Source organism: Pseudomonas sp. R1-43-08, from assembly GCF_003852255.1.
Lineage (GTDB): Bacteria > Pseudomonadota > Gammaproteobacteria > Pseudomonadales > Pseudomonadaceae > Aquipseudomonas.
The window spans coordinates 4,646,223-4,668,287 of record NZ_CP027734.1; the positions used below are offsets into that span (position 1 = coordinate 4,646,223).

Genomic DNA, 22,065 nt, shown 5'->3' on the forward strand with positions numbered 1-22,065 from the left:
AATACACGCGGGCCAATGTGGGAGGGGGCTTGCTCCCGATGGCAGTGTGTCAGCCAATGGATAAGTTGGCTGTTACACCGCCATCGGGAGCAAGCCCCCTCCCACATTTGGATTTCATACAACCTGCAAGACCACAATCCCCTATATAATGTGCGACTTTTAGCCATCCTGAATCTCAAGGAGCTTTAGTGAGCACGTTGCCACCCTGCCCGAAATGCAATTCCGAATACACTTATGAAGACGGCGCCCAGCTGATCTGCCCGGAATGCGCCCATGAGTGGTCCGCCAATGGCGAGGCCGAAGCAGCCGGCGATGAAACCGTGAAGAAGGACTCTGTGGGCAATGTCCTGCAGGACGGCGACACCATCACCGTGATCAAGGACCTCAAGGTCAAGGGCACTTCCCTGGTGGTGAAAGTCGGCACCAAGGTCAAGAACATCCGCCTGTGCGATGGCGACCACGATATCGATTGCAAGATTGACGGCATCGGCCCGATGAAACTCAAGTCCGAGTTCGTGCGTAAAGTCTGATCTTGCTGCAACCATCCCACGCCCGCCGTGGGATGGCGTTTCGCCCTCTTGCTTGACCCGCCTCAATCTCCACACAGAAAAAAGCGCAAACCGCCAATAGGCACTTGCTATTCTACGAATAAGAATTATTCTCATTGAAACCCATCAAGGAGAACGACCATGACTTATTTGATAGACGCCTGGCTGGACCGCCCACACCCCTACCTGCGGATCCTGCATCGGGAAACCGGCGAAGTCTGTGCTGTGCTGGAAGAAGAAGCGCTGAATGAACTGCAGGACCAGGGCGACCTGGACGTGAATGGCCTGAGCTCCAGTGAGCCTGGGGTGCTGAAGGAAGTGGTGAGGAACCTGTTTTTGTTCTGCTATGCCCGAGCGTTGCGCCCGGCGACGGAGCTCACTGGCAAGTTCCACCCATGAACCACCCTGCAAAATGCTGTAGGAGCGAGCTTGCTCGCGAAGTCATCGTTGACGTTTTTCGCGAGCAAGCTCGCTCCTACAGGTGATCAACAGCAGGTCTTACAGAACGTCGAGCAGCTCGACGTCGAACACCAGAACGCTGTGCGGCGGGATGCTGCCAACGCCTTGAGCGCCGTAAGCCAGTTCGCTCGGCACGTACAGGCGCCATTTGCTGCCGGCATTCATCAACTGCAGGGCTTCGGTCCAGCCGGCAATCACGCCGCCCACCGGGAATTCTGCAGGCTGGCCACGCTCGTAGGAGCTGTCGAATACAGTGCCGTCGATCAGAGTGCCGTGGTAATGAGTACGCACTTGGTCTTCACGGGTCGGCTTGGCGCCATCACCGGCAGTCAGCACTTCAAATTGCAGGCCCGAAGCCAGGGTGGTAATGCCGTCACGCTTGGCGTTTTCAGCCAGGAATGCCAGGCCGGCGCCTGCAGCGGCTTCAGCTTTGGCCGCAGCTTCAGCTTGCATGATTTCGCGGATCACCTTGAAGCTGGCCGCCATTTGCTCCTGGTCAACACGGCTTGGCTTGCCGCCGAACGCGTCGGTCAGGCCGGCCAGGATTGCATCGAGGTTGACGCCTGGTGGCGGGTTGTCGCGCAGTTGGTCGCCCAACTGACGGCCGATACCGTAGCTGACGCGGGTTTCGTCGGTGGACAGATTAACTTCGGACATGAAGAGGCTCCGCTGTAGGACAGCACGGCTTCCCGTGCCATCCAAAACTAAAAGGGCCCGCAGACTAGCACACAAGACCGGCCTATGATCAGCCCCCTCCCCGGCTGCCGGAGCGCCGGGGCGTAGCTCTGGTATCCGATCATCCTCCCCGTCCTGGCATGGATCGAGCGCCCTTTCGACGGCCAGCAAGAAAAGTATTTCAGAATTGCCCTTTGCCGCCGATACAGCCCTACACATCTTGGCTGGCTCAAACAACAACACCCCGTCCAGCAGACAGACATCACTCTCAAGGAGCTTTCGATGAACAGCTGGTTCGGTAACATCAGCGTCAACCTCAAACTCGGCCTGGGCTTTGGCCTGGTACTGGTCCTCACCTCGATCCTGGCACTCACCGGCTGGACCAGCCTGGGCGGTTTGATCGACCGCAGCAACTGGATGAGCGACATCACCCAGCTCAATGCTTCGCTGACCAAGCTGCGCATCGTGCGCCTGCAATACATGCTGGCCAACGGTGACGAAGCCGTGGCGCAGAACGTGCAGACCAGCCTCGACGCCTTCGCCGCCCAGCAACAGAAACTGCTGGACAGCTTCAAGAGCCCGGAAAACCTCAAGCTGCTCAATGAACAGAAAGCCGTCATCACGGCTTATCAGCAGTCCTTGAACAAAATGCGCGAGGCCTATCGCAACGGCAATGCTGCGCGCCAGGTCATGGGCGACAAAGCCGACATCGCCAACGCACAAATCAACGCCCTGGACACCAGCGTGCAGCAGATGCCCGACAGCCCGGAGCGTTTCGCTCAGTTCCAGGCCGTGACCGACGCCAAGGAAGAGTTCATGCTGGCGCGCTACGAAGTGCGGGGTTACACCAACACCGTCAACGCAGAAAACGAAGCCCGCGCCGCTGCACAAATCGACAAAGCCATCGCGAGCTTGAAAAGCCTCAACGCCGTCTTCGGCACCAGCCAGCAAACCGCGCTGGCCGCGCTGGACACCGCACTCGGTGCCTATCGCAGCGCCGTGCAGAGCTACAAGGCCGCCAACGCCAACATCGTTACCGCCCGTGCCGAGATGACCACCCAAGGCACCGATATCGTCACGATCAGCGACAAGCTGTACGACATCCAGCTGGAACGTCGCGACGCCGAAAGCGCCCAGGCCCGTAGCCTGCAATTGATCAGCACCTTGCTGGCCCTGCTGGTGGGCATCATCGCGGCGCTAGTGATCACTCGCCAGATCACCCGTCCGCTGCAAGACACCCTGGCGGTGGTCGAACGCATCGCCTCGGGCGACTTGAGCCACAACATCCAGGTGACTCGCCGTGACGAACTGGGCGTGCTGCAACAAGGCATCCAGCGCATGGGCACCACCTTGCGCGAATTGATCAGCGGGATTCGTGATGGCGTGACCCAGATCGCCAGCGCCGCTGAGGAACTGTCGGCGGTGACCGAGCAGACCAGCGCCGGCGTCAACAGCCAGAAGATCGAGACCGACCAGGTCGCTACGGCGATGCATGAAATGACCGCCACCGTGCAGGAAGTGGCACGCAACGCCGAACAGGCCTCACTGGCCGCCGCCGATGCCGACGGCCAAGCGCGCGCGGGCGATAAAGTTGTGGCCGAGGCCATCGCCCAGATCGAACGCCTGGCGGCTGAAGTGGCGCGCTCCACCGACGCCATGGCCCACCTGCAACAAGAGAGCAACAAGATCGGCAGCGTGATGGATGTGATCAAGGCCGTGGCCGAACAGACCAATCTGCTGGCACTCAACGCGGCGATTGAAGCTGCGCGCGCCGGTGAAGCCGGTCGTGGGTTCGCCGTGGTCGCCGACGAAGTACGTGGCCTGGCCCAGCGTACGCAGAAATCCACCGAGGAAATCGAAGGCCTGGTGGCCGGCTTGCAGAACGGTACCCAACAAGTGGCCAACGTGATGAACAACAGCCGCAGCCTCACCGACAGCAGCGTCGAGCTGACGCGCAAGGCTGGCGTATCGCTGGAAAATATCACCCGTACCGTGTCGAATATCCAGTCGATGAACCAGCAGATCGCCGCCGCCGCCGAAGAGCAGAGCGCCGTGGCCGAAGAGATCAGCCGCAGCATTGTGAACGTACGCGATGTGTCGGAGCAGACCGCTACGGCGAGTGACGAGACGGCCAAGTCGAGCGTGGAATTGGCGCGTTTGGGTAGCCAGTTGCAGCAGATGGTCAGTCATTTCCGGGTGTAAAGGAAGCTCACCACAGAGGTAGCCCCGGTCACTGACCGGGGCTGCAATTACTCTTCACCCTCCTCGACAAACACCAGCCGATTCCCAAACGGGTCCTTGATACTCATCTCCCGCGAGCCCCAAGCTGTTTCCTCCACGCCAGGCTTGGCATAGCGGTAGCCCTTGGCCTGCAATTGCTGCTGGTACGCGTCTATCCCTTGCGCCTGGATACGCACCGCTGCGCCCGGCGACGCATCGCCATGATGCTCGGACAAATGCAGCACGCACTCGCCCAGCGACACCTGCAGGTACAACGGAAAATCCGCCTCGAAGCGATGCTGCCAGTCGACCTTGAACCCGAGAAAGTCGACATAGAATTCCAGCGCCTTGGCCTCGTCGAAAATCCGCAGGATGGGGGTGACTTTTCCTAAGTGCATCGCGATGGCTCCCTGTTTGAAAGCACTCACTATAGAGGCGAAAAACCCCGACGCAAATCCCCGTTGCGCGCCAGGAATCGACCCGAGCGCAGCCCCGTCGCCTGCCCTTCGCGGTAGCTCAACACACCGTTGACCCACACGCCATCAATGCCCTCGGCTGCCCGCTGTGGTTCTTTGAAGTCCGCTACATCCCGCACGCGTAACGGGTCGAACAACACCAGGTCAGCCCAGTGCCCTTGACGAATTTCGCCTCGCTCAGCCAGGCCAAAACGCGCCGCCGACAGCCCGGTCATTTTGTGCACAGCGGTGTGCAACGGGAACAATCCGACATCCCGGCTGAAATGCCCCAGCACCCGAGGAAACGCGCCCCACAAGCGCGGATGGGGAAACGGGTCTCCAGGCAACCCATCCGACCCGACCATCGACAAAGGGTGCGCCAAAATGCGCCGTACATCCGCCTCGTCCATCCCGTAGTACACCGCTCCCGCCGGTTGCAGGCGGCGGGCTGCGTCCATCAACGAAACATCCCACTCGGCGGCAATGTCCTGCAGGTCACGCCCGCCCATTTCAGGATGCGGTGTGGACCAGGTGATGGTGATGCGGAACGCATCGGTGACCTGCTTGAGGTCCAGGGTCGAGGAGCTGGCCGCGTAGGGATAACAATCACACCCTACCGGATGGGTTTTCGCCGCCGCTTCAAGTGCCGCCAGCAGTTGCGGGCTACGTCCCCAGTTTCCCGCACCAGCACACTTGAGGTGGGAAATAATCACCGGGGCCCTGGCGTGCCGGCCGATCAGGAACGCTTCGTCCATTGCCTCCAGTACCGGCTCGAATTCACTGCGCAAGTGAGTGGTGTACACCGCGCCATAAGCCGTCAGCTCTTCACTCAGTTGCAGCACCTCGTCGGTGTCTGCATTGAAGGCGCTGGCGTAGGCAAGGCCGGTGGATAAACCCAGGGCACCGGTCTCCAGACTCGCCTGCAACTGCATGCGCATGCCCGTGATTTCGTGGGCCGTGGCCGTGCGGTGCAGGTCATCCATATGATTGCTGCGCAATGCCGTGTGGCCGATCAGGGCGGCGACGTTGACCGCTGGGTGGGCTAGTTCCACCGCCGCGCGATAATCGACAAAGCGCGGGTAGGCAAAAGCCTCGGCATTGCCCAGCAGGTTCATCGGGTCGGGCGGATTGCCGCGCAGGCTGACCGGTGAGGCGCTGATGCCGCAATTACCGACAATCACCGTGGTCACGCCCTGGCTGAGTTTGGGCAGCATCTGCGGATGGCGGATAACCACCGTGTCATCGTGGGTGTGCACGTCGATAAACCCTGGCGCCAATACGCGGCCTGTCGCGTCGATTTCATGCTCGGCCATCGCTGTGGACAAGTCGCCGATCGCCTCGATGCGCCCATCACGCACGCCCACGTCAGCGACATAACCTGCACGGTTGCTGCCATCAATGATCTGCGCCTGGCGAATCAGCGTGTCGTACTTCATATCAGTCTCCAAGCGGCAGGCTGTCGGGGCCGCCGCGATAGTCGTCCAGGGCCAGCTTGATCCGGCGCAGGCGCTCCTGGTTGGCGTCAGGCATGGCCAGCGCCAGTTCGGTGGCAAGCAGGTCGATAGCCAGCAGCATGCCGTAGCGCGCAGCCGTGGGTTTGTAGATAAAACTGGTTTCAGCCGGTTGCAGCGGAAGCAGCACATCCGCCAACTCGGCCAGTGGGGAATCGGCCAGGGTGATGGCGACAACGCGTGCGTCGTAGTTGCGCGCCAGCGTCACCACATCCAACAGCTCAGGCGTAAGGCCGGTCAGCGAGCACACAATCAGCGCGTGTTCCGGCCCCAGGGTCGCGGCGGTCACGCGCATCATCACCGGGTCATGGCAGGCTGCAATCGGATAGCCCAGGCGTACCAGGCGCACCTGTAACTCATCGCTGCACAGGCTCGACGGGCCGCCCATGCCGAACGCGTGGATCATCCGCGCCTTGCCCAGCAGGCTCACTGCATCGACAAAGCTGTCCTGGTTGAACCCCGACAGGTGCTGGCGCAGCGTCGCTTCGATATCACCGAGAATCTGCCGATGAAACGCCGACTGTTCCGGCAACCCCGCCGGGTCCAGAAAGCGGCTGCCCACGCCGCTGGCCTGGGCCAGTTGCAGGCGCAGGTCACGCAAGTCGCGGCAACCGACACTGCGGGCAAAGCGCGACAAGGTCGCTGTACTGACCTCGGCCCGTTGCGACAACGCTTCCAGGCTGGCCGACGCGGCAAAGCCCACGTCATCGAGCAGCAGCTTGGCGATACGCCCTTCGCCGGCACTGAAGGACGCCTGGCGGGCGCGGATCTGGTAGAGGATGTCCATGGGGCTCCGAGTGACAGGATGCGGCTCATAAAACCAGAGACAGGCCGTAGGTGAGAGCGAAGGCAACCACCGAAATCAACGTCTCCAGCACGGTCCAGGTCTTGAAGGTCTGGATCACCGTCATATTGAAGTATTCCTTGATCAGCCAGAAGCCGCCGTCGTTGACGTGGGAAAAAATCACCGAACCCGCACCGGTCGCCAGTACCAGCAATTCCGGGTGTGGATAACCCAGGCCCAGGGCGACCGGCGCGACCACGCCGGAGGCCGTGGTCATCGCCACCGTGGCCGAGCCCGTGGCGATCCGCATCAGCGCGGCGAACAACCAGCCCATCACCAGCGGCGAGAGCTGGAACGCATTGGCCAGGCCAAGGATTTCGTGGGTGACACCGGCGTCCACCAGGATGCGATTCAAGCCACCGCCCGCGCCCACCAGCAGGGTGATGCTCGCCGTCGGCGCCAGGCATTCATTGGTGAATTTGAGGATCGACTCACGGTTGAAGCCCTGGGCCAGCCCCAGGGTCCAGAAACTCACCAGGGTCGCCACGAGCAGCGCGATCACCGAGTTGCCGATGAATAAAAGGAACTGGTTGAAGCCGGTGCCGGGCGTGGAAATCACATTGGCCCAGCCGCCAATCATCATCAGTACCACCGGCAACAGGATAGTGCTCATGGTCAGCGCGAAGCTCGGCAGACGGGTGCGCGGTTCACGCTCGATGAACTGTCGTTCCAGCGGGTTTTCCGCCGGCAGGTGAATGCGCGGCACGATGAACTTGGCATACACGGGGCCGGCGATGATCGCCGTAGGAACACCGACCAGAATCGCATACAGCACGGTCTGCCCAACCGAGGCGTTATAGGCCAGCACCGCCATCATCGCCGCCGGATGCGGCGGCACCAGCGCATGCACCACTGACAGGCCGGCGACCATCGGCAGGCCGACCATCAGGATCGACACGCCCACGCGCCGCGCCACGGTAAAGGCGATCGGCACCAGCAACACGAAACCCACCTCGAAAAACAGCGGCAGCCCCACCAGAAACGCGATGCAGACCATGGCCCAGTGGGCATTGCGTTCGCCGAAACGGTTGATCAACGTGCGCGCCACCTGCTCCGCGCCACCGGACTCGGCCATCATCTTGCCGAGCATGGTGCCCAGCGCCACTACCAAAGCGATATGCCCCAGGGTCTTGCCGACCCCCGCTTCGTAAGAGCCCATGATGGTGTCCGCCGGCATCCCGGCCATCAGCGCCAGGCCAATGGACACCAGCGTGATAACGATAAACGGGTTGAGTCGGTAACGTGCAATCAGCACGATCAAAGCAATGATGGCGATGGCAGCGTATGCCAATAGCCCGAAGCCCGGTGATGCGGCCATGCGGTACTCCTCGGAAAGGGTCACGTCGAATAGGTTGTGAAACTCATAAATCATTACCGAGGATGATTTTCAAATTATATGAAAGTAATTTTCGCCCAGGGATAAGCGCTGTCGCGGTGGGATATGCCCGACACCGCCGTATGAAAATTCGAGGAGTGTTCTTACATGAGGACCAGAAAAAGCTGGAAACTCAACCCACGCGGTTGAGTCATAGAATGCACATCCACTGCTGCCAGGAACCGAACATGATGCGTTTCACACTAGCCGCCCTGCTGATTACCCTGTGCGGCAGCGCCGCCGCCGCCGATAACCCGGCGCTGAAAAAATGCATGGACGGCGCCAACACCACCGCCGAGATGGTCGGTTGCAACGTCAAGGAGGCCAAAGTGCAGGATGCCCGGCTGAACAAGGCTTACAAGACCGCGCTGGCCGCCCAGGAAGGCAACCGCAAGGACCAACTGCAAGACCTGCAGCGCCTGTGGATCAAATACCGTGACGCCAATTGCGCCTTTGCCGGCAGTGCCACTGGCGGCACCATCGACCAGGTCAACGGCTCCGGCTGCGTACTGGACATGACCCAGACCCGCGCCCAGGAACTGGAAGACCTGGTTGGGCCGTAACCCTAGTCGTGTTGAACCTTCGCCCGCTTGAGCAGCTTCTTGCAGCGCTCCGACAAATGCAGCACGCGCACCTGCTTGCCCGCCTTGCGGTAGCGCTCGCGCAAGGTCATCAGCGCAGCAATCGCTGAATAATCGACGAAGCTCAGGTGCCGGCAATCGAGCGTCACCTGGGCCGGGTCGTTGGCTGGGTCGAATTGATTCAGGAACGGCGTGGTCGAGGCAAAGAACAACGTGCCGTGCAGACGATAAAGTTTGCTGCCATCGGCTTCCAGGTGTTCATCGGCATACAGCTCGCGGGCCTGTTGCCAGGCGAAGTTCAGCGCCGCGATCACGATGCCGCACAGCACTGCGGTCGCCAGGTCAGTGAACACGGTGATGACCGTCACCGCCATGATCACCAGCACGTCATTGAGCGGCACCTTGTTGATCACCCGCAACGACGCCCAGGCAAAGGTCTGCTGGGACACCACGAACATCACCCCCACCAGCGCCGCCAGCGGAATCCGCTCGATCAGCGGCGACAGAAACAGAATGAACAGCAGGATCATCACCCCGGCGAACACCCCGGACAAACGTCCACGCCCGCCGGAACTGAGGTTGATCACGGTTTGCCCGATCATCGCGCAACCGCCCATGCCGCCGAACAGGCCCGAGACCATATTCGCCGCGCCCAGGGCCACGCTTTCGCGGTCGGGGTAGCCACGGGTTTCGGTGATCTCGTCGGTGAGGTTGAGGGTCAGCAGGGTTTCCAGCAGACCGACCATGGCCATCAGGAACGCATACGGCGCGATGATGCCGAGGGTTTCGAAGGTCCAGGGGATCTGCGGTAGGGCGAAGGTCGGCAGGCCGCCCGCGATGTGCGCCATATCGCCCAGGGTGCGGGTGGGCAGGCCGAGCAGGTACACCGCCAGGCCCACGCCGAGGATCGCCACCAGGGCCGGTGGCACGGCGCGGGTCAGGCGTGGCAGCAGGTAGACGATGGCCATGGTCACCACGACCAGCCCGGCCATCACGTACAACGGCGTACCGCTGAGCCAGGTTTCACCGTTCTTGAAGTGCTCCAACTGCGCCAGCGCAATGATAATCGCCAGGCCGTTGACGAACCCCAGCATCACCGGGTGCGGCACCATGCGCACCAGCTTGCCCAGGCGCAACAGGCCGAAAGCGACCATGATCAACCCGCCCAGCAACACAGTCGCCAGCAAATATTCCACGCCGTGTTGCACCACCAGCGCCACGATCACCACCGCCATCGAACCGGCTGCCCCCGACACCATACCGGGGCGACCACCGAACAATGCGGTGAGGGTGCAAATGATGAAAGCGCCGTAAAGCCCCATCAACGGGTTGAGATGGGCCACCAAGGCAAAGGCGATGCATTCGGGCAGCAAGGCAAATGACGTGGTGAGGCCGGCCAGGGCATCGGCGCGCAGACGGGTGAGCTTCATGGAATACCAGGGTTGCGGGGGATGAGGCGAGGAATGGTACGGAATTGAGCGGCGCGGGGCTAGCCTTCGGGACCGAGGCGCGGCCAATCGGGAGCAAGCCCCCTCCCACATTTGGCCGAGTACAGCCGGTGCGACGCGGTCCAGTGTGGGAGGGGGCTTGCCCCCGATAGCCTCACCTCGATATCAAGCGAACATCACACCATCTCGTGGCGAATCCACTCCACCACCGACGTACGCTTCGGCGCCCAGCCCAGCAGCTCACGGGCATGCTTGCCGCGCACCCGGCTGTTGGAGCCCAGGCCGTAGTTGGCCATTTCATAACCCCACTCGGCTTCGGCCTCGGCCAGCGGCCAATCCTGCGGTTCGCCCAGTTCAAGCGCTTGCGCGATGGCCGTGGTCATGTCGATAAACGAGGCTTCGCCGCTTTCGACGAAGTAGAAAGTGCCCGGCACATTCTTCGTCAGCGCCAGCAGGTACAGCGCGACCACGTCTTCGATATGCACGTTGGACCAGATGTTCTGCCCTGGCCCCACGTGGCGTACTACTCCACTCTTGCGGGCCTGCTTGAGCAAGCGTGACAATTGCACGCTGTCGCGCTTCACGCCCAGGCTGTGACCATAGATCAGGGTGTTACAGATCACCGCCGAATTCACACCTTCCTGAGCAGCGGCCAGGATCAGGTTATCGATCGCCACGCGAGCGGCTTTGTCGACGGTCGGCTCCGGCAGGTTGTCCTCAACGTAAATGACCTCACTGGCCTTGCCGCCCGACGCATCGCCAACGATGCTCGAACCGCTGGTGTGCAGGAACACCTTGTTGGAGCCTTTCAAGGCAGCCAGCAGGGTTTCGACAGCCGCACGGTGGTCGCTGCTGGCGGCATTGATCACCGCATCGGCGTGCTGCGCCTGCTCGGTCAATACAGCGGCGTCATCCAAAGTCCCGATCACCGGGGTGATGCCCAGTGCCGTCATTTGCGCGGCTTGCTCGGCGCTGCGCACCAGGCCGGTGACGGCGTGGCCGGCCTTGACCAGGCCGGTGGCGATGGAGCCGCCGATAAAACCGGCTGCGCCGGTAACGAATACATTCATGGAGAGTGCTCCTGACTGGGTAAGTGATGACCCCAGTATCAAGCACGCCCTGGCGTCGAATAACCCCGTACAGGCCAATTCACTCTTGCGCGCCAGTCACGAATCACACCGCATAACGTGCCAGCTTGGCCTGGATGAAATCCAGGAAACACTGGATACGCAACGCCAGTTGCGAATTGCGGTAATACACCGCATGGATCGGCTGGCGATAGCCACTATTGAAAGCTTCCAGCAGCGGTACCAGGCGCCTGGCCTCGATGTCTTCGTGGGTCATGAAGTTGGACAGGCAACAAATGCCCTGCCCCTGCAAAGCCAGGTGGCGCACGGTTTCACCGCTGGACGCGGCGATGCCCGGCTGGATCAGCCAGCGGTCGCCCTCGCCATGGCGCAGCGGCCAATGGTTGAGGGTGTCGGTCTGGGTGAAGCCCAGCAAGGTATGCTCGGCCAATTCGGCAACGGTGCTCGGTGTGCCGTGTTGCTTGAGGTAGTCGGCGCTGGCCAGGATGTGCAGCGGCGTGCTGCCCAGCGCGCGGGCATGCAGGGTCGAGTCGGCCAGGGTGCCGATACGAATGGCGATGTCGGTGCTTTGCTCCAGCAGGTCGATGATCACGTCGTCGCTGTTGAGCTCCAACTGGATGTCTGGGTACAGGTCACGAAACTCGCCGACGTACGGCAGGATCCCGTGCAGCATGAACGGCACCGCCGCATTGATGCGCAGCCGCCCGGCCGGTTTTTTCTGGCGTGACGACAGGCGCTCTTCCAGCGCCTGCATCTGCGCCAGGATCACCTTGGCCTGCTCGAAGAAATACCGGCCCTCCTCGGTCAGGTCCATGCGCCGCGTGGTGCGGTTGATCAGGGTGGTATCGAGCTTGGCTTCCAGGCGCGACAAGGTGCGACTGACCGCCGACGGCGTCTGCCCAACCTGCTCGGCGGCGGCGGAAATCGAGCCGCATTCAATCACGCTGACAAATATCTGCAGTTCATCGGATCGGGCTTTCACGGGCGGTCCTGGTTATCGGCTCGGGCTCATTATTGACCACTCAGCAACAAATGGCCTCCCAGCAGCGCCATGCCGGTGAAAAAAACCCGCTTGAACCACAGCGCACTGATGCGCTGGCGCAACGCCTGGCCCAGCCACATGCCCAGCAAGGCCGGCACCAGCGCCAACAACGACGCACCGACTTCACCGCCGCCGAGCGCACCGCGCCAGGCCAGCCCGGCGGCCAACGCCAGGGTCGACACGCTGAACGACAGCCCCAGCGCCTGCACCAGCTGATCACGGCTCAAGCCTAGAGCTTGCAGATAGGGCACTGCGGGAATCACGAACACGCCGGTGACCGCGGTGATGAGGCCCGTGATCAGCCCACACAGCGGGCCCAGCCAGCGCTCGGTGCGCGGCCCGACCTGGAAAGTGGGCAGGCATAATCCACTCACCGCATACAGCAACAACGCCCCGCCCAATGCGCGCACCACCCACGGCCCGGCGTCCATGCCCAGCCACAGCGTGCCCAGGCCGGCACCGAAAAAAATCAGCAACAGCATCGGCCACAGGCGCTTGAGCAAGGTGCCCAGGTGACCGCCCAGCGCCAGTTGCCAGAGGTTGGTGACCGTCGAAGGAATGATCAGCAACGCCGCAGCCTGTGCCGGCAACATAGCCAGGCCGAGCATGCCCATGGCCACGGTGGGCAGGCCCAGGCCGATCACGCCCTTCACCGTGCCGGCCAGCAGGAAAGTGCCGATCACCAGCAGTGTCAGGGCCGGGCCGAGGGTTTGGTAGAAAGCCAGTAAAGTCGTCATGACGTAAGTGTGCGGTGTGGATGAACCGTTGGAAATTCGCCATATACTGAGGCAGCCTCTTGTTTTGGATGAGGCAGAGGAAATCTTGAGCCATGCACTTTGACCTGATCGACCTGCGCCTCTACCTGCACATACTGGACGCCGGCAACATCACCGCCGGCGCCGCCCGCAGTCATTTATCCCTGGCCGCCGCCAGCGCACGCATTCGGGCGATGGAGGCTTCACTGGGCGTCGAATGCCTGGAACGTGGCCGCCGTGGCGTCACCCCGACACCCGCCGGCAAAGCCCTGGGCCGCCACGCCCGCCTGCTGCTGCAACAGGCCGAGCATCTGCAACAAGACCTGGCCGAATACGCCAACGGCGTCAAAGGCCAGGTGCGCCTGCTGTGCAATACCACAGCCCTGAGCGAATACCTGCCGGAGCGATTGGCGGACTTTCTGTGCGCGCACCCCAACCTCGATATCGACCTGCAGGAGCTGCCCAGCCTGCGGATCACCCAAGCGCTGCGCCAAGGCACGGCCGACCTGGGGATCATCTCCGATGCGGTGGACACAACCGGCTTGCAGACCCTGCCCTTTCACGACGATCCGCTGGTGCTGATCATGCCTGTGGAGCATCCGCTGGCAGCCGGCACGGTGAGTTTCATCGACAGCCTGCAACACGACTACGTCGGTCTCGCCGCCAGCAGTGCGTTGGCGGTGTACCTGGAGGAACAGGCGCTGCATGCGGGGTTTCGCCTGCAAACGCGGATCCGCGCCGAGGGTTTCGATGGGGTGATTCGCATGGTCGCCCGGGGCGCGGGCCTGGGCATTGTGCCCAAGGCCGCCCTGGACCGCTGGCCGCCGGACGTTCGCATCAAGGCCCAGCCGCTCAAGGAGGATTGGGCCTGTCGCCACTTGCTGCTCTGCGCACGCTCGTTCGAACACCTGCCGGGTTATGCCAGGGCCTTGTTCGATACCTTGGCCCTGCCCTTGCGGAAAAACCCGTAGTACACCGCGCTCAGGATCAGCAGGAACGGCACGCCAAACACCAGGGTCATCTTGAATGCCTCAGTAAAATACGTGGTGATCATCACCGCGCCCATCAGCACCAGGCCCAACAGTGTGCTGTAGGGAAACAGGCGCAGCTCGAAGGACAACTTCGCCCCACCGTGGCGCTTGCGGTAGCGCCGGAAAAACAGGTGCGTGAGGAAGATCATGAACCAGGTGAAGACCGCGCCGAACATCGAGATCGCCATCATCAGCGTGAACGAGCTTTCCGGGTACACCAGGTTGAGCAAGGTCGCCAAGGCGATACCGGAGCTGGACAGCAGCAAGGCATTGAGCGGGATGCCGCTCTTGCTCAACGCGCCCATGGACTTGGGCGCAAAACCCGCGCGGGACAGGCTGAACATCATGCGCGTGGTGATGTAGAGCTGGCTGTTCATCGCCGACAACGCCGCGATCAGGATCACGAAATTCATCACCCCGGTGGCGCCGGGAATGCCGATGGTCTGCATCACCGTGACGAACGGGCTCTGGGCTTGGCCGGCCTGGTTCCACGGCACGATGGCGAGCATCAGCGCCAGGGTCAGCAGGTAGAACACCACCAGGCGCACGATGGTCGCGCGAAAGGCTTTCTTCACCGCCTGCTCCGGGTCGGCCGCTTCGCCGGCCGCCACCGCGATCATTTCCACGCTCAAATAGCTGAAGATCGACACGATCACCGCCACCCACATGCCGCTCAACCCATGGGGGAAAAACCCGTCATGGGCCGTGTAGTTCTGCACGCCGTAATCCGGATTGCCGGAACCGAACACCACGTACAGCGCCAGGATGATGAAGCCGACAATGGCGCTGATCTTGATGGTGGAGAACCAGTATTCGAAGGTGCCGAAGGTCTTCACGCTGATCGCATTGAGCAGGATCAGCACGCTGGAAAACGACACGATCCACACCCATTCCGGCACGTTGGCGAACCAGTACTTCATGTACATCGCCACCGCCGTGACCTCGGCCCCCACCGCCAACACAATTGCCGCCCAGTAGGCATACCGCACCAGGAACCCGGCCAGCGGGCTGATGTAGAACTCGGCGTAGGCACCAAAGGAGCCGGAGGTGGAATGGGCCACCGTCATCTCCGCCAGGCACCCCATCAAGATCAAGGTAATCAACGCCCCGATGGCGTAGCTCAGCAACACGCTGGGCCCGGCATAGCCGATGGCGTAGGCGCTGCCCATGAACAGCCCGGTCCCGATAGCGCCGCCGATGGCGATCATGCTCATCTGGCCCGAAGTGAGCTGGCGCCTCAGGCCCAGTTCGCGGTGGGTAATGTCTGCAAAGCCGTTGTCTGGCGTGGTCACGTGATGTGCCCCTTTTATTATTGTGATTGCTGCTGTTGCCACAAATCCCCTGTGGGAGGGGGCTTGCTCCCGATAGCGGTGTGTCAGGCACTGATATGCCTACTGACACACTGCTATCGGGAGCAAGCCCCCTCCCACATTTGGATCTGGGTGTATTCAGGTGACGCTATGGCGAATCTTGAATTGCGGCTGGTCCCAGGTGGCGTTGTCGAGAATGTCAGCGAGGATTTCCACGGCGTCCCACACGTCGGTAAAGCGTGTGTACAGCGGGGTAAAACCGAAGCGCATGATGCGCGGCTCGCGGTAGTCACCGATCACACCACGGGCGATCAGGGCCTGGATCACTGCATAGCCTTGCGGGTGTTCGAAGCTGACATGGCTGCCGCGCCGGGCATGTTCACGGGGTGTGATCAGCACCAGGTGATGGGCCGCACAGCGCGCTTCGACCAGGGCGATAAACAGGTCGGTCAGGGCCAGGGATTTGCTGCGCAGGTTGCTCATATCGGTGCGTTCGAAAATCTCCAGGCCGCACTCGACCATGGCCAGCGAGGTGATCGGCTGGGTGCCGCACAGGTAGCGGGCGATGCCGGCGCTCGGCGCATAGTTGGATTCCATCGCGAACTGGCGGGTATGCCCGAACCAGCCGGACAGCGGCTGGCGCACCAGGTCCACCAACGCCGGGTTGGCCCACACGAACGCCTGGGAGCCGGGGCCGCCATTGAGGTATTTGTAGGTGCAGCCAATCGCATAATCGGCGCCGGCCGCGTGCAGGTCGATGGGCACCGCGCCCGCCGAATGGGCCAGGTCCCAGATGCTCAGCGCGCCGCATTCATGGCTCAAGGCAGTGAGCGCAAGCATGTCGTACATGTAACCGGTCTTGTAGTTGACGTGGGTAAGCATCACCACCGCCACGTCCTCATCGATGGCCTGGGGCAGTTCGTCCGGGCTGTTGACCAGGCGCAACGAGTAACCCTGTTGCAGCAATTCGGCGAGACCCTCGGCGATGTACAGATCGGTGGGAAAGTTGCTCTCTTCGCTGACGATCACCTTGCGCGCCGGCTGGCGCTGGCGCTGCACGGTCAGCGCGGCGCTGAGGACTTTGAACAGGTTGATGGAAGTGGTATCGGTGATCACCACTTCGCCCTCCCGCGCACCGATCAGTGGCGCCAGGCGATTGCCCAGGCGCTGGGACAAATCCGCCCAGCCCGCGCTGTTCCAGCTGCGAATCAAGCCATCGCCCCACTCCTGCCCGATCACCTGTTGCGCCCGCGCCAACGCAGCCACCGGGCGCGCGCCCAAGGAGTTGCCGTCGAGGTAGATCACGCCCTCGGGCAAGGCAAATTCGCGGCGCAATGGCGCCAGCGCGTCCTGGGTATCGAGGGCTTGGCAATGGCTTCGGGTGGTCATGGGTGGTCCTGGTTTTTATCGGGAATATGCAGCAAATAATGAACGAACTTTTAGAGAATTTTCGTGCAAAGTGGTGGGCGAAGGGCTATTTAAGCTGTAGGAAATTCGAATTTAACCTGCAAACACGCGGATTTATGCCAACCATGATTCTTGATGCCACCGACCTGCGCCTCCTGCATTTCCTGCAACAGGATGGCCGTATCAGCAACCAGGAACTGGCGGAAAAAGTCGCACTGTCGCCCTCCGCCTGCCTGCGCCGTTTGCGCCTGCTGGAGAGCGAGGGCGTGATCAGCGGCTATCGCGCGGTACTCAATGCCGAGCAGTTGGGCATTGAGCTTGAGGCCATCGTGCATCTGTCGTTGCGCCAGGATGTGGAGGACTGGCATGAGACGTTCATCCAGAAAGTGCAGGGCTGGCCGGAAGTGGCCAGTGCCTATGTGATCACCGGCGCCAGCAACTATGTGCTGCGGGTACAGGCGCGCAACCTCAAGCACTTTTCGGACTTTATCGTGAACCACCTGAACCGCACGGCGGGGGTGATGGATATCCGTTCGGAGATTGTGTTGCAGAAGATCAAGGATCGGGATGAGGTGCTGGATCTGGTGGTGCGCAAATAACCAGCAACACCACTGTTCAAATGTGGGAGGGGGCTTGCCCCCGATAGCTGTGGGTCAGTGACATATTTACTGACTGACACATCGCTATCGGGAGCAAGCCCCCTCCCACATTTTTTGACCGCGTTCAGTCCTCGAGGGCTCGGACTCGCTGCATGCGCTGCTGCTCTATCGGCGCCGCGGCTGGCTGCAATTCAAAGTCAAAATCAATCTGCGCAAACCGACCCTCCACGCCAAACTCCCGCGCCAGTTGCTGGTCGTCACTGAAGCGAATCTCGGCGATCAATTCATCGCGCGTGGCGTAGGCAAAGTCATCATGCAGGTACGGGTCGTCCGACAGGTTGATCTGGGTGGTCAGGTGCCGATGCCCCTGCGCCGAAATGAAGAAGTGAATGTGCGCCGGACGCTGCCCGTGACGCCCCAATTGGTCGAGCAGCTGCTGGGTCGGCCCGGTCGGCGGGCAGCCGTAGCCGGACGGCACGATGCTGCGAAATCGGTAGTTGCCCTGGGCGTCGGTCTCGATGCGTCGGCGCAGGTTGAACTCCGATTGCGTCGGGTCGAACCACGAATACGTGCCGCCGGTATTGGCCTGCCACACATCGACAATCGCCCCCGCCAACGGCTTGCCGTCGGTGTCGCGCACCTGCCCGCCCATGAACAGCGGCACGGCATCGTCCGTGCCATCATCCAGGCGCGCTTCGTACTTGGACAACGGCGCACCGGCCACGTACAGCGGGCCTTCGATGGTGCGTGGCGTGCCACCGGATTTGCCGGCTTCGATGTCCGCGGCGTCCATCAACAGGTCCAGGTAATGCTCCAGGCCCAGCCCGGCGGCGAGCAAGCCGGCTTCCTGGTGTTTGCCCAGTTCGTTGAGGTAGTTGACCGCCTTCCAGAACTCTTGCGGGGTCACTTCCAGGTCTTCGATGATGTTCACGGTGTCGCGCAGGATCCGGTAGATCAGCGCCTTGGTGCGCGGGTTGCCGCCATCATTGAGATTGCCGCTGGCTTGTTCGAGAAACTGCTGGGCGTGGGCCGTCTGGGACAGTCGGGTGGACATGGTGCAATCCTCATCTTGTAATTATCGGGTGCAAAAAAGGCTCAGCGGTCGTCGTCATGGATCGACGACGGGTGCCGGCACAGCGCATTCACTTCGATGGTCATATAGGGAAACAACGGCAGTTGCATCAGCGTGTCATGCAGGTCTTGCACGCTCTCCACATCGAACACGCTGTAGTTGGCGTAGTGCCCGGCGATGCGCCACAGGTGGCGCCATTTGCCCTCTTGTTGCAGGTGCTGGGCCAGGGCTTTTTCTTCGGCCTTGAGGCTGGCGGCGCGCTCGGGGGGCATGTCGAGCGGCAGGTTCACGGTCATTTTTACGTGGAACAACATGGCAGGCGCCTCTTAGTGTTTATCCCGGCGGAAGAACGCCAGGCGCTCTTCATCGATCGCCAGGCCCAGGCCCGGCGCGGTGGAGACATGCAGCTCGAAGTCGCGATACAGCAGCGGCTCGGTGAGGATGTCTTCGGTGAGCAGCAACGGGCCGAACAGTTCGGTGCCCCATGCCAGCGTGCCCAGCGTGAGGAACGCGTGTGCCGAGGCCAGCGTGCCAATGCCGCCTTCAAGCATGGTGCCGCCGTAGAGGCCGATGCCCGCCGCTTCGGCAATCGCCGCCGTGCGCAATACCGCACGCGGGCCGCCGTTCTTGGCGATCTTGAGGGCGAACACCGAGGCCGCGCCTTCGCGGGCCAGGTTGAAGGCATCCTCGACGCATTCAATGGATTCATCGGCCATGATCGGCGCCGGGCTCGACAGGTTCAGCCGCGCCATGCCGCCTCGGTTGTTACGCGAGATCGGCTGTTCGATCAGGTCGATACCGCTGTCTCCCAGCACCTTGCAGGCGCGCAGGGCCACGGCCTCGTCCCAGGCCTGGTTGACATCGACGCGCACGCTGGCGCGCTCACCCAGCGCGCGCTTGATCGCGAGTACGTGAGCCAGGTCACGCTCGACTGCACCGGCACCGATCTTCAATTTGAAGACGCGATGGCGGCGCAGGTCGAGCATCTTCTCGGCCTCGGCAATATCCTGGGCGGTGTTGCCGCTGGCCAGGGTCCAGGCCACCGGCAAGGCATCGCGCACGCGCCCGCCGAGCAGTGCGCTGACCGGCAGGTTCAGGCGCTTGCCGAGGGCATCGAGCAACGCGCTTTCGATCCCCGACTTGGCGAAGGTGTTGCCGCGGATGCTGCGCTCCAGGCGCAACATGGCGGCGTTGATATTGCTCGCGTCCTGGCCGATCAGCAGCGGCGCGAAGTGCCGGTCGATGTTGACCTTGATGCTCTCGGGGCTCTCGTTGCCATAGCTCAGGCCGCCGATGGTGGTGGACTCACCGATACCCTCGATGCCATCGGCGCAACGCAGGCGGATGATCACCAGAGTCTGGTTTTGCATGGTGTGCATCGCCAGCGTGTGCGGGCGGATAGTGGGCAGATCGACGATGATCGTTTCGATCGACTCGATGGGACAAATCGGCATGGCAATACCCGTTGGGTTCTTTATAGGTTTGCGTCGATTCTGTGCTGCGTGGTTGGAGGGTTCCAATATAGAATTGGTCTGGTTCAATACCTTGAAGGTATTAAAGGAGCCAACATGGAACTGCGTCACCTGCGCTATTTCCAGATGCTGGGGCAGACCCTCAACTTCACCCGTGCCGCCGAACGCCTGCACATCGCCCAGCCGCCGTTGAGTCGGCAGATCCAGCAATTGGAAGACGAATTGGGCGTGGTGCTGCTCGAGCGCGGCCGGCCGCTGCGGCTGACCGAGGCCGGGCGGTTTTTCTATGAGCACGCCAATGTGCTGCTCGAGCAATTGGGCACGGTGTGCGACAACACCCGGCGCATCGGCCTGGGTCAGAAGACCTGGCTGGGCATCGGCTTTGCGCCGTCGACCTTGTACGGCGTGCTGCCGGAACTGATTCGGCGGCTGCGCACCCATGAGTCGCTGGCGTTGGAACTGGGCTTGTCGGAAATGACCACCGTGCAGCAGGTCGAAGCCCTCAAGGCCGGGCGCATCGATGTGGGCTTCGGGCGGATCCGCATCGACGACCCGGCCATCGTCCAGCGTGTACTGGTGCAAGACCGACTGGTGGCGGTGTTGTCCAGTGGTCACCCATTGCTCGGCGCGCCCGCGAGCCTTGCGCAATTGGCCGCCGAACCCTTTGTGCTGTACCCCGGCAACCCGCGACCCAGCTACGCCGACCACGTGATCGCGCTGTTCGACGCCCATGGCCTGAGCCTTGACGTCGCGCAGTGGACCAACGAGCTGCAGACCGCTATCGGCCTGGTGGGCGCCGGCATGGGTGTGACGCTGGTACCGGCGTCGGTGCAGGTGCTGCACCGGGCGGATATCGGCTACACGCCGATTGTGGAAGCGACCGCGACCTCGCCGATCATTCTCAGCCGACGGGTGAATGATCAATCGCCGGGGCTCAGTCATTGCCTGCAACTGGTTGAAGAGCTGCTCTGAATTATCCCAGACGCTGCAATTCAAATGTGGGAGGGGGCTTGCTCCCGATGGCGGAGTGTCAGTCAGTACATCTGTCACTGATACACCGCAATCGGGGGCAAGCCCCCTCCCACATTGGATCTTCATGGCGTTTAGAGACTGCGCAGGCGCTTGCGTTGCAGGGTTTGGCTGGGAGACTCATCGAACAGTTTGCGGTACTCCGCCGAGAACCGTCCCAAGTGGGTAAAGCCCCAGCCCAGGGCGATTTCGGAGATGGTACGCGTGTCACCCTGTTCGAGGATTTCCTGACGCACCGCCACCAGCCGGTGCTTCTTCAAATACGCCATGGGCGACAGCGCAAAGTACTTGCGAAACGCATCGAACAGCTTGAAGCGCGACACGCCGGCCACCGCCTCCAGGTCTTCCAGATGCACTGCCTCGCGCGCATTGTCGTGCAGGTACTGGCGCGCCCGGATCAGGTAGTGCGGCAACTTCACGCCCAACACGTCGCGCAGTTCTTCGGAGTAGTTGTTCGGCTGGGCCAGGATCAAGCCCTTGATCAGCGAGCTTTCCAGGTCCCGGGTAAACGCCGCTTGCTCGTACAACTCGCTACGGTGCTCAAACTCGGCAATGAAGTAGCGTGCCATGCGCCACCACGAGGCCGGGGCGCCGTCCACCGCGTCCATCACCGGTTCGAAGCGCAGCGGCGCCTCGATCGGCCGTTGCAGCAAACCTTCCAGCGACTCGCTCATGGCCGCGCGCGTGATCACCACCTGCAACTTGCGGCAGTCACCGGAAATCGCCAGCACCTGATGCTCGTTGGGCGCAATGATCACCCCCTGGTCGCGGTTGGAGCTCAGGCGCTCACCGTTCTTGCTCAGCTCCTGTTCGCCGATCAACGGCAGGCTCAGGCTGTAGCTGCTGAAGTGCTCGGCGTCTTCGATGTCGATGGTCACGTCGGTGCCGTATTCGATCACGCCCAGGGTGGTGGCGCGGGACTTGAACACATTGGCGCTGTGGTGAAAGCGCAGGCGTTCCGGCGTGGCCGTCGCCAAACGATGGGGCCCGCAGATACCGCACATCCAGCTGCAGGCACCCTCCAGGTCGAAGCGTTGAATACGGATATCGCGTGTCTGGCTATTCATCAGGTGCACCCACGGCGGTCAGGCGTTTGCGCGCTCTGGCGGCGCGTCGTCAGGGTTCGACAGCAAGTTCCACGCCA

The 22,065-nt window shown here is 62.0% G+C and carries 21 protein-coding genes and 2 pseudogenes; 8 read left to right on the forward strand and 15 right to left on the reverse strand.

Translation table 11 applies throughout. The annotated features are described in order from the left end of the window. Positions 1 to 188: 188 nt before the first annotated feature. Positions 189 to 530, forward strand: coding sequence for a zinc ribbon domain-containing protein YjdM (locus tag C4J87_RS21320; RefSeq protein ID WP_017254008.1), 342 nt, complete (start codon positions 189 to 191; stop codon positions 528 to 530). A 159-nt stretch (positions 531 to 689) separates the two neighbouring features. Then, positions 690 to 947 (forward strand): hypothetical protein, encoded by a 258-nt coding sequence (locus C4J87_RS21325; RefSeq protein ID WP_124368318.1) that lies wholly within the window; start codon positions 690 to 692, stop codon positions 945 to 947. A 99-nt stretch (positions 948 to 1,046) separates the two neighbouring features. On the opposite strand, the gene C4J87_RS21330 is transcribed toward C4J87_RS21325, so the two are convergent. Then, on the reverse strand, positions 1,047 to 1,664 hold the full coding sequence (locus C4J87_RS21330; protein WP_124364370.1) for an FKBP-type peptidyl-prolyl cis-trans isomerase: 618 nt from the start codon (positions 1,662 to 1,664) through the stop codon (positions 1,047 to 1,049). A 300-nt stretch (positions 1,665 to 1,964) separates the two neighbouring features. On the opposite strand from C4J87_RS21330, the pseudogene C4J87_RS26755 reads away from it, so the two are divergent. Further along, positions 1,965 to 2,981: pseudogene (locus C4J87_RS26755) on the forward strand (methyl-accepting chemotaxis protein); the annotation flags it as partial. A 309-nt stretch (positions 2,982 to 3,290) separates the two neighbouring features. Then, positions 3,291 to 3,884, forward strand: a pseudogene (locus C4J87_RS26760) (methyl-accepting chemotaxis protein); the annotation flags it as partial. A 47-nt stretch (positions 3,885 to 3,931) separates the two neighbouring features. Here C4J87_RS26760 and C4J87_RS21340 read toward each other — a convergent pair. The 4 genes from C4J87_RS21340 to C4J87_RS21355 are packed head-to-tail and all read right to left on the reverse strand — an operon-like array spanning position 3,932 to position 8,030. Beyond that, the gene (locus C4J87_RS21340; protein WP_124368320.1) at positions 3,932 to 4,300 is read right to left on the reverse strand and encodes a glyoxalase superfamily protein; all 369 of its coding nucleotides are present in this window, start codon (positions 4,298 to 4,300) and stop codon (positions 3,932 to 3,934) included. Between the two features lie 29 nt (positions 4,301 to 4,329). After that, complete coding sequence (locus tag C4J87_RS21345) at positions 4,330 to 5,793, reverse strand: amidohydrolase family protein (RefSeq protein ID WP_124368321.1); 1,464 nt, start codon at positions 5,791 to 5,793, stop codon at positions 4,330 to 4,332. Between the two features lies 1 nt (position 5,794). Next, positions 5,795 to 6,655: a MurR/RpiR family transcriptional regulator gene (locus C4J87_RS21350; protein WP_124364374.1), complete on the reverse strand. Its 861-nt coding sequence runs from the start codon at positions 6,653 to 6,655 to the stop codon at positions 5,795 to 5,797. A gap of 25 nt (positions 6,656 to 6,680) precedes the next feature. Further along, positions 6,681 to 8,030 carry a gluconate:H+ symporter gene (locus C4J87_RS21355; protein ID WP_256679910.1) on the reverse strand — a complete coding sequence of 450 codons (1,350 nt, stop codon included), beginning with the start codon at positions 8,028 to 8,030 and terminating at the stop codon, positions 6,681 to 6,683. A gap of 245 nt (positions 8,031 to 8,275) precedes the next feature. On the opposite strand from C4J87_RS21355, the gene C4J87_RS21360 reads away from it, so the two are divergent. After that, positions 8,276 to 8,650 carry a lysozyme inhibitor LprI family protein gene (locus C4J87_RS21360; protein ID WP_124364376.1) on the forward strand — a complete coding sequence of 125 codons (375 nt, stop codon included), beginning with the start codon at positions 8,276 to 8,278 and terminating at the stop codon, positions 8,648 to 8,650. 2 nt (positions 8,651 to 8,652) lie between these two features. Here C4J87_RS21360 and C4J87_RS21365 read toward each other — a convergent pair whose 3' ends face one another. The 4 genes from C4J87_RS21365 to C4J87_RS21380 form a co-directional block, all read right to left on the reverse strand. Beyond that, a complete protein-coding gene (locus C4J87_RS21365; RefSeq protein WP_124368323.1) occupies positions 8,653 to 10,098 on the reverse strand; it encodes a SulP family inorganic anion transporter in 1,446 nt (481 codons plus the stop codon). A 194-nt stretch (positions 10,099 to 10,292) separates the two neighbouring features. Beyond that, positions 10,293 to 11,186, reverse strand: a complete 894-nt coding sequence (locus tag C4J87_RS21370) for an NAD-dependent epimerase/dehydratase family protein (RefSeq protein WP_124368324.1) — start codon at positions 11,184 to 11,186, stop codon at positions 10,293 to 10,295. 103 nt (positions 11,187 to 11,289) lie between these two features. Continuing rightward, positions 11,290 to 12,186: a LysR family transcriptional regulator gene (locus C4J87_RS21375; RefSeq protein ID WP_124368325.1), complete on the reverse strand. Its 897-nt coding sequence runs from the start codon at positions 12,184 to 12,186 to the stop codon at positions 11,290 to 11,292. 29 nt (positions 12,187 to 12,215) lie between these two features. Next, positions 12,216 to 12,983: a sulfite exporter TauE/SafE family protein gene (locus tag C4J87_RS21380; RefSeq protein WP_124368326.1), complete on the reverse strand. Its 768-nt coding sequence runs from the start codon at positions 12,981 to 12,983 to the stop codon at positions 12,216 to 12,218. Positions 12,984 to 13,075: 92 nt separating this feature from the next. On the opposite strand from C4J87_RS21380, the gene C4J87_RS21385 reads away from it, so the two are divergent. Next, a complete protein-coding gene (locus tag C4J87_RS21385) occupies positions 13,076 to 13,972 on the forward strand; it encodes a LysR substrate-binding domain-containing protein (RefSeq protein WP_124368327.1) in 897 nt (298 codons plus the stop codon). On the opposite strand, the gene C4J87_RS21390 is transcribed toward C4J87_RS21385, so the two are convergent. After that, positions 13,918 to 15,324 (reverse strand): amino acid permease, encoded by a 1,407-nt coding sequence (locus C4J87_RS21390; RefSeq protein ID WP_124368328.1) that lies wholly within the window; start codon positions 15,322 to 15,324, stop codon positions 13,918 to 13,920. The two genes, C4J87_RS21385 and C4J87_RS21390, sit on opposite strands and share 55 nt — an antisense overlap. Positions 15,325 to 15,480: 156 nt before the next feature. Continuing rightward, on the reverse strand, positions 15,481 to 16,731 hold the full coding sequence (gene kynU, locus C4J87_RS21395; protein WP_124368329.1) for a kynureninase: 1,251 nt from the start codon (positions 16,729 to 16,731) through the stop codon (positions 15,481 to 15,483). Positions 16,732 to 16,874: 143 nt separating this feature from the next. Here kynU and C4J87_RS21400 point away from each other — a divergent pair, with 143 nt between their 5' ends. After that, positions 16,875 to 17,348 carry an Lrp/AsnC family transcriptional regulator gene (locus tag C4J87_RS21400; RefSeq protein WP_124368330.1) on the forward strand — a complete coding sequence of 158 codons (474 nt, stop codon included), beginning with the start codon at positions 16,875 to 16,877 and terminating at the stop codon, positions 17,346 to 17,348. Positions 17,349 to 17,472: 124 nt separating this feature from the next. Here the strand turns inward: C4J87_RS21400 and catA are convergent, their stop codons facing one another. From catA to C4J87_RS21415, 3 genes are read right to left on the reverse strand one after another with little or no spacing between them, the layout of a single operon-like run. Next, positions 17,473 to 18,402 carry a catechol 1,2-dioxygenase gene (gene catA, locus C4J87_RS21405; protein WP_124368331.1) on the reverse strand — a complete coding sequence of 310 codons (930 nt, stop codon included), beginning with the start codon at positions 18,400 to 18,402 and terminating at the stop codon, positions 17,473 to 17,475. Positions 18,403 to 18,443: 41 nt separating this feature from the next. Next, positions 18,444 to 18,734: a muconolactone Delta-isomerase gene (gene catC, locus C4J87_RS21410; RefSeq protein ID WP_124368332.1), complete on the reverse strand. Its 291-nt coding sequence runs from the start codon at positions 18,732 to 18,734 to the stop codon at positions 18,444 to 18,446. A 12-nt stretch (positions 18,735 to 18,746) separates the two neighbouring features. After that, the gene (locus C4J87_RS21415; RefSeq protein ID WP_124368333.1) at positions 18,747 to 19,874 is read right to left on the reverse strand and encodes a muconate cycloisomerase family protein; all 1,128 of its coding nucleotides are present in this window, start codon (positions 19,872 to 19,874) and stop codon (positions 18,747 to 18,749) included. A 114-nt stretch (positions 19,875 to 19,988) separates the two neighbouring features. On the opposite strand from C4J87_RS21415, the gene C4J87_RS21420 reads away from it, so the two are divergent. After that, entirely contained in the window at positions 19,989 to 20,864 is an 876-nt protein-coding gene (locus C4J87_RS21420) for a LysR family transcriptional regulator (protein ID WP_124368334.1), read from the forward strand. A gap of 131 nt (positions 20,865 to 20,995) precedes the next feature. Here the strand turns inward: C4J87_RS21420 and C4J87_RS21425 are convergent, their stop codons facing one another. Next, complete coding sequence (locus C4J87_RS21425) at positions 20,996 to 21,988, reverse strand: helix-turn-helix domain-containing protein (RefSeq protein WP_124368335.1); 993 nt, start codon at positions 21,986 to 21,988, stop codon at positions 20,996 to 20,998. Positions 21,989 to 22,065: the final 77 nt, after the last annotated feature.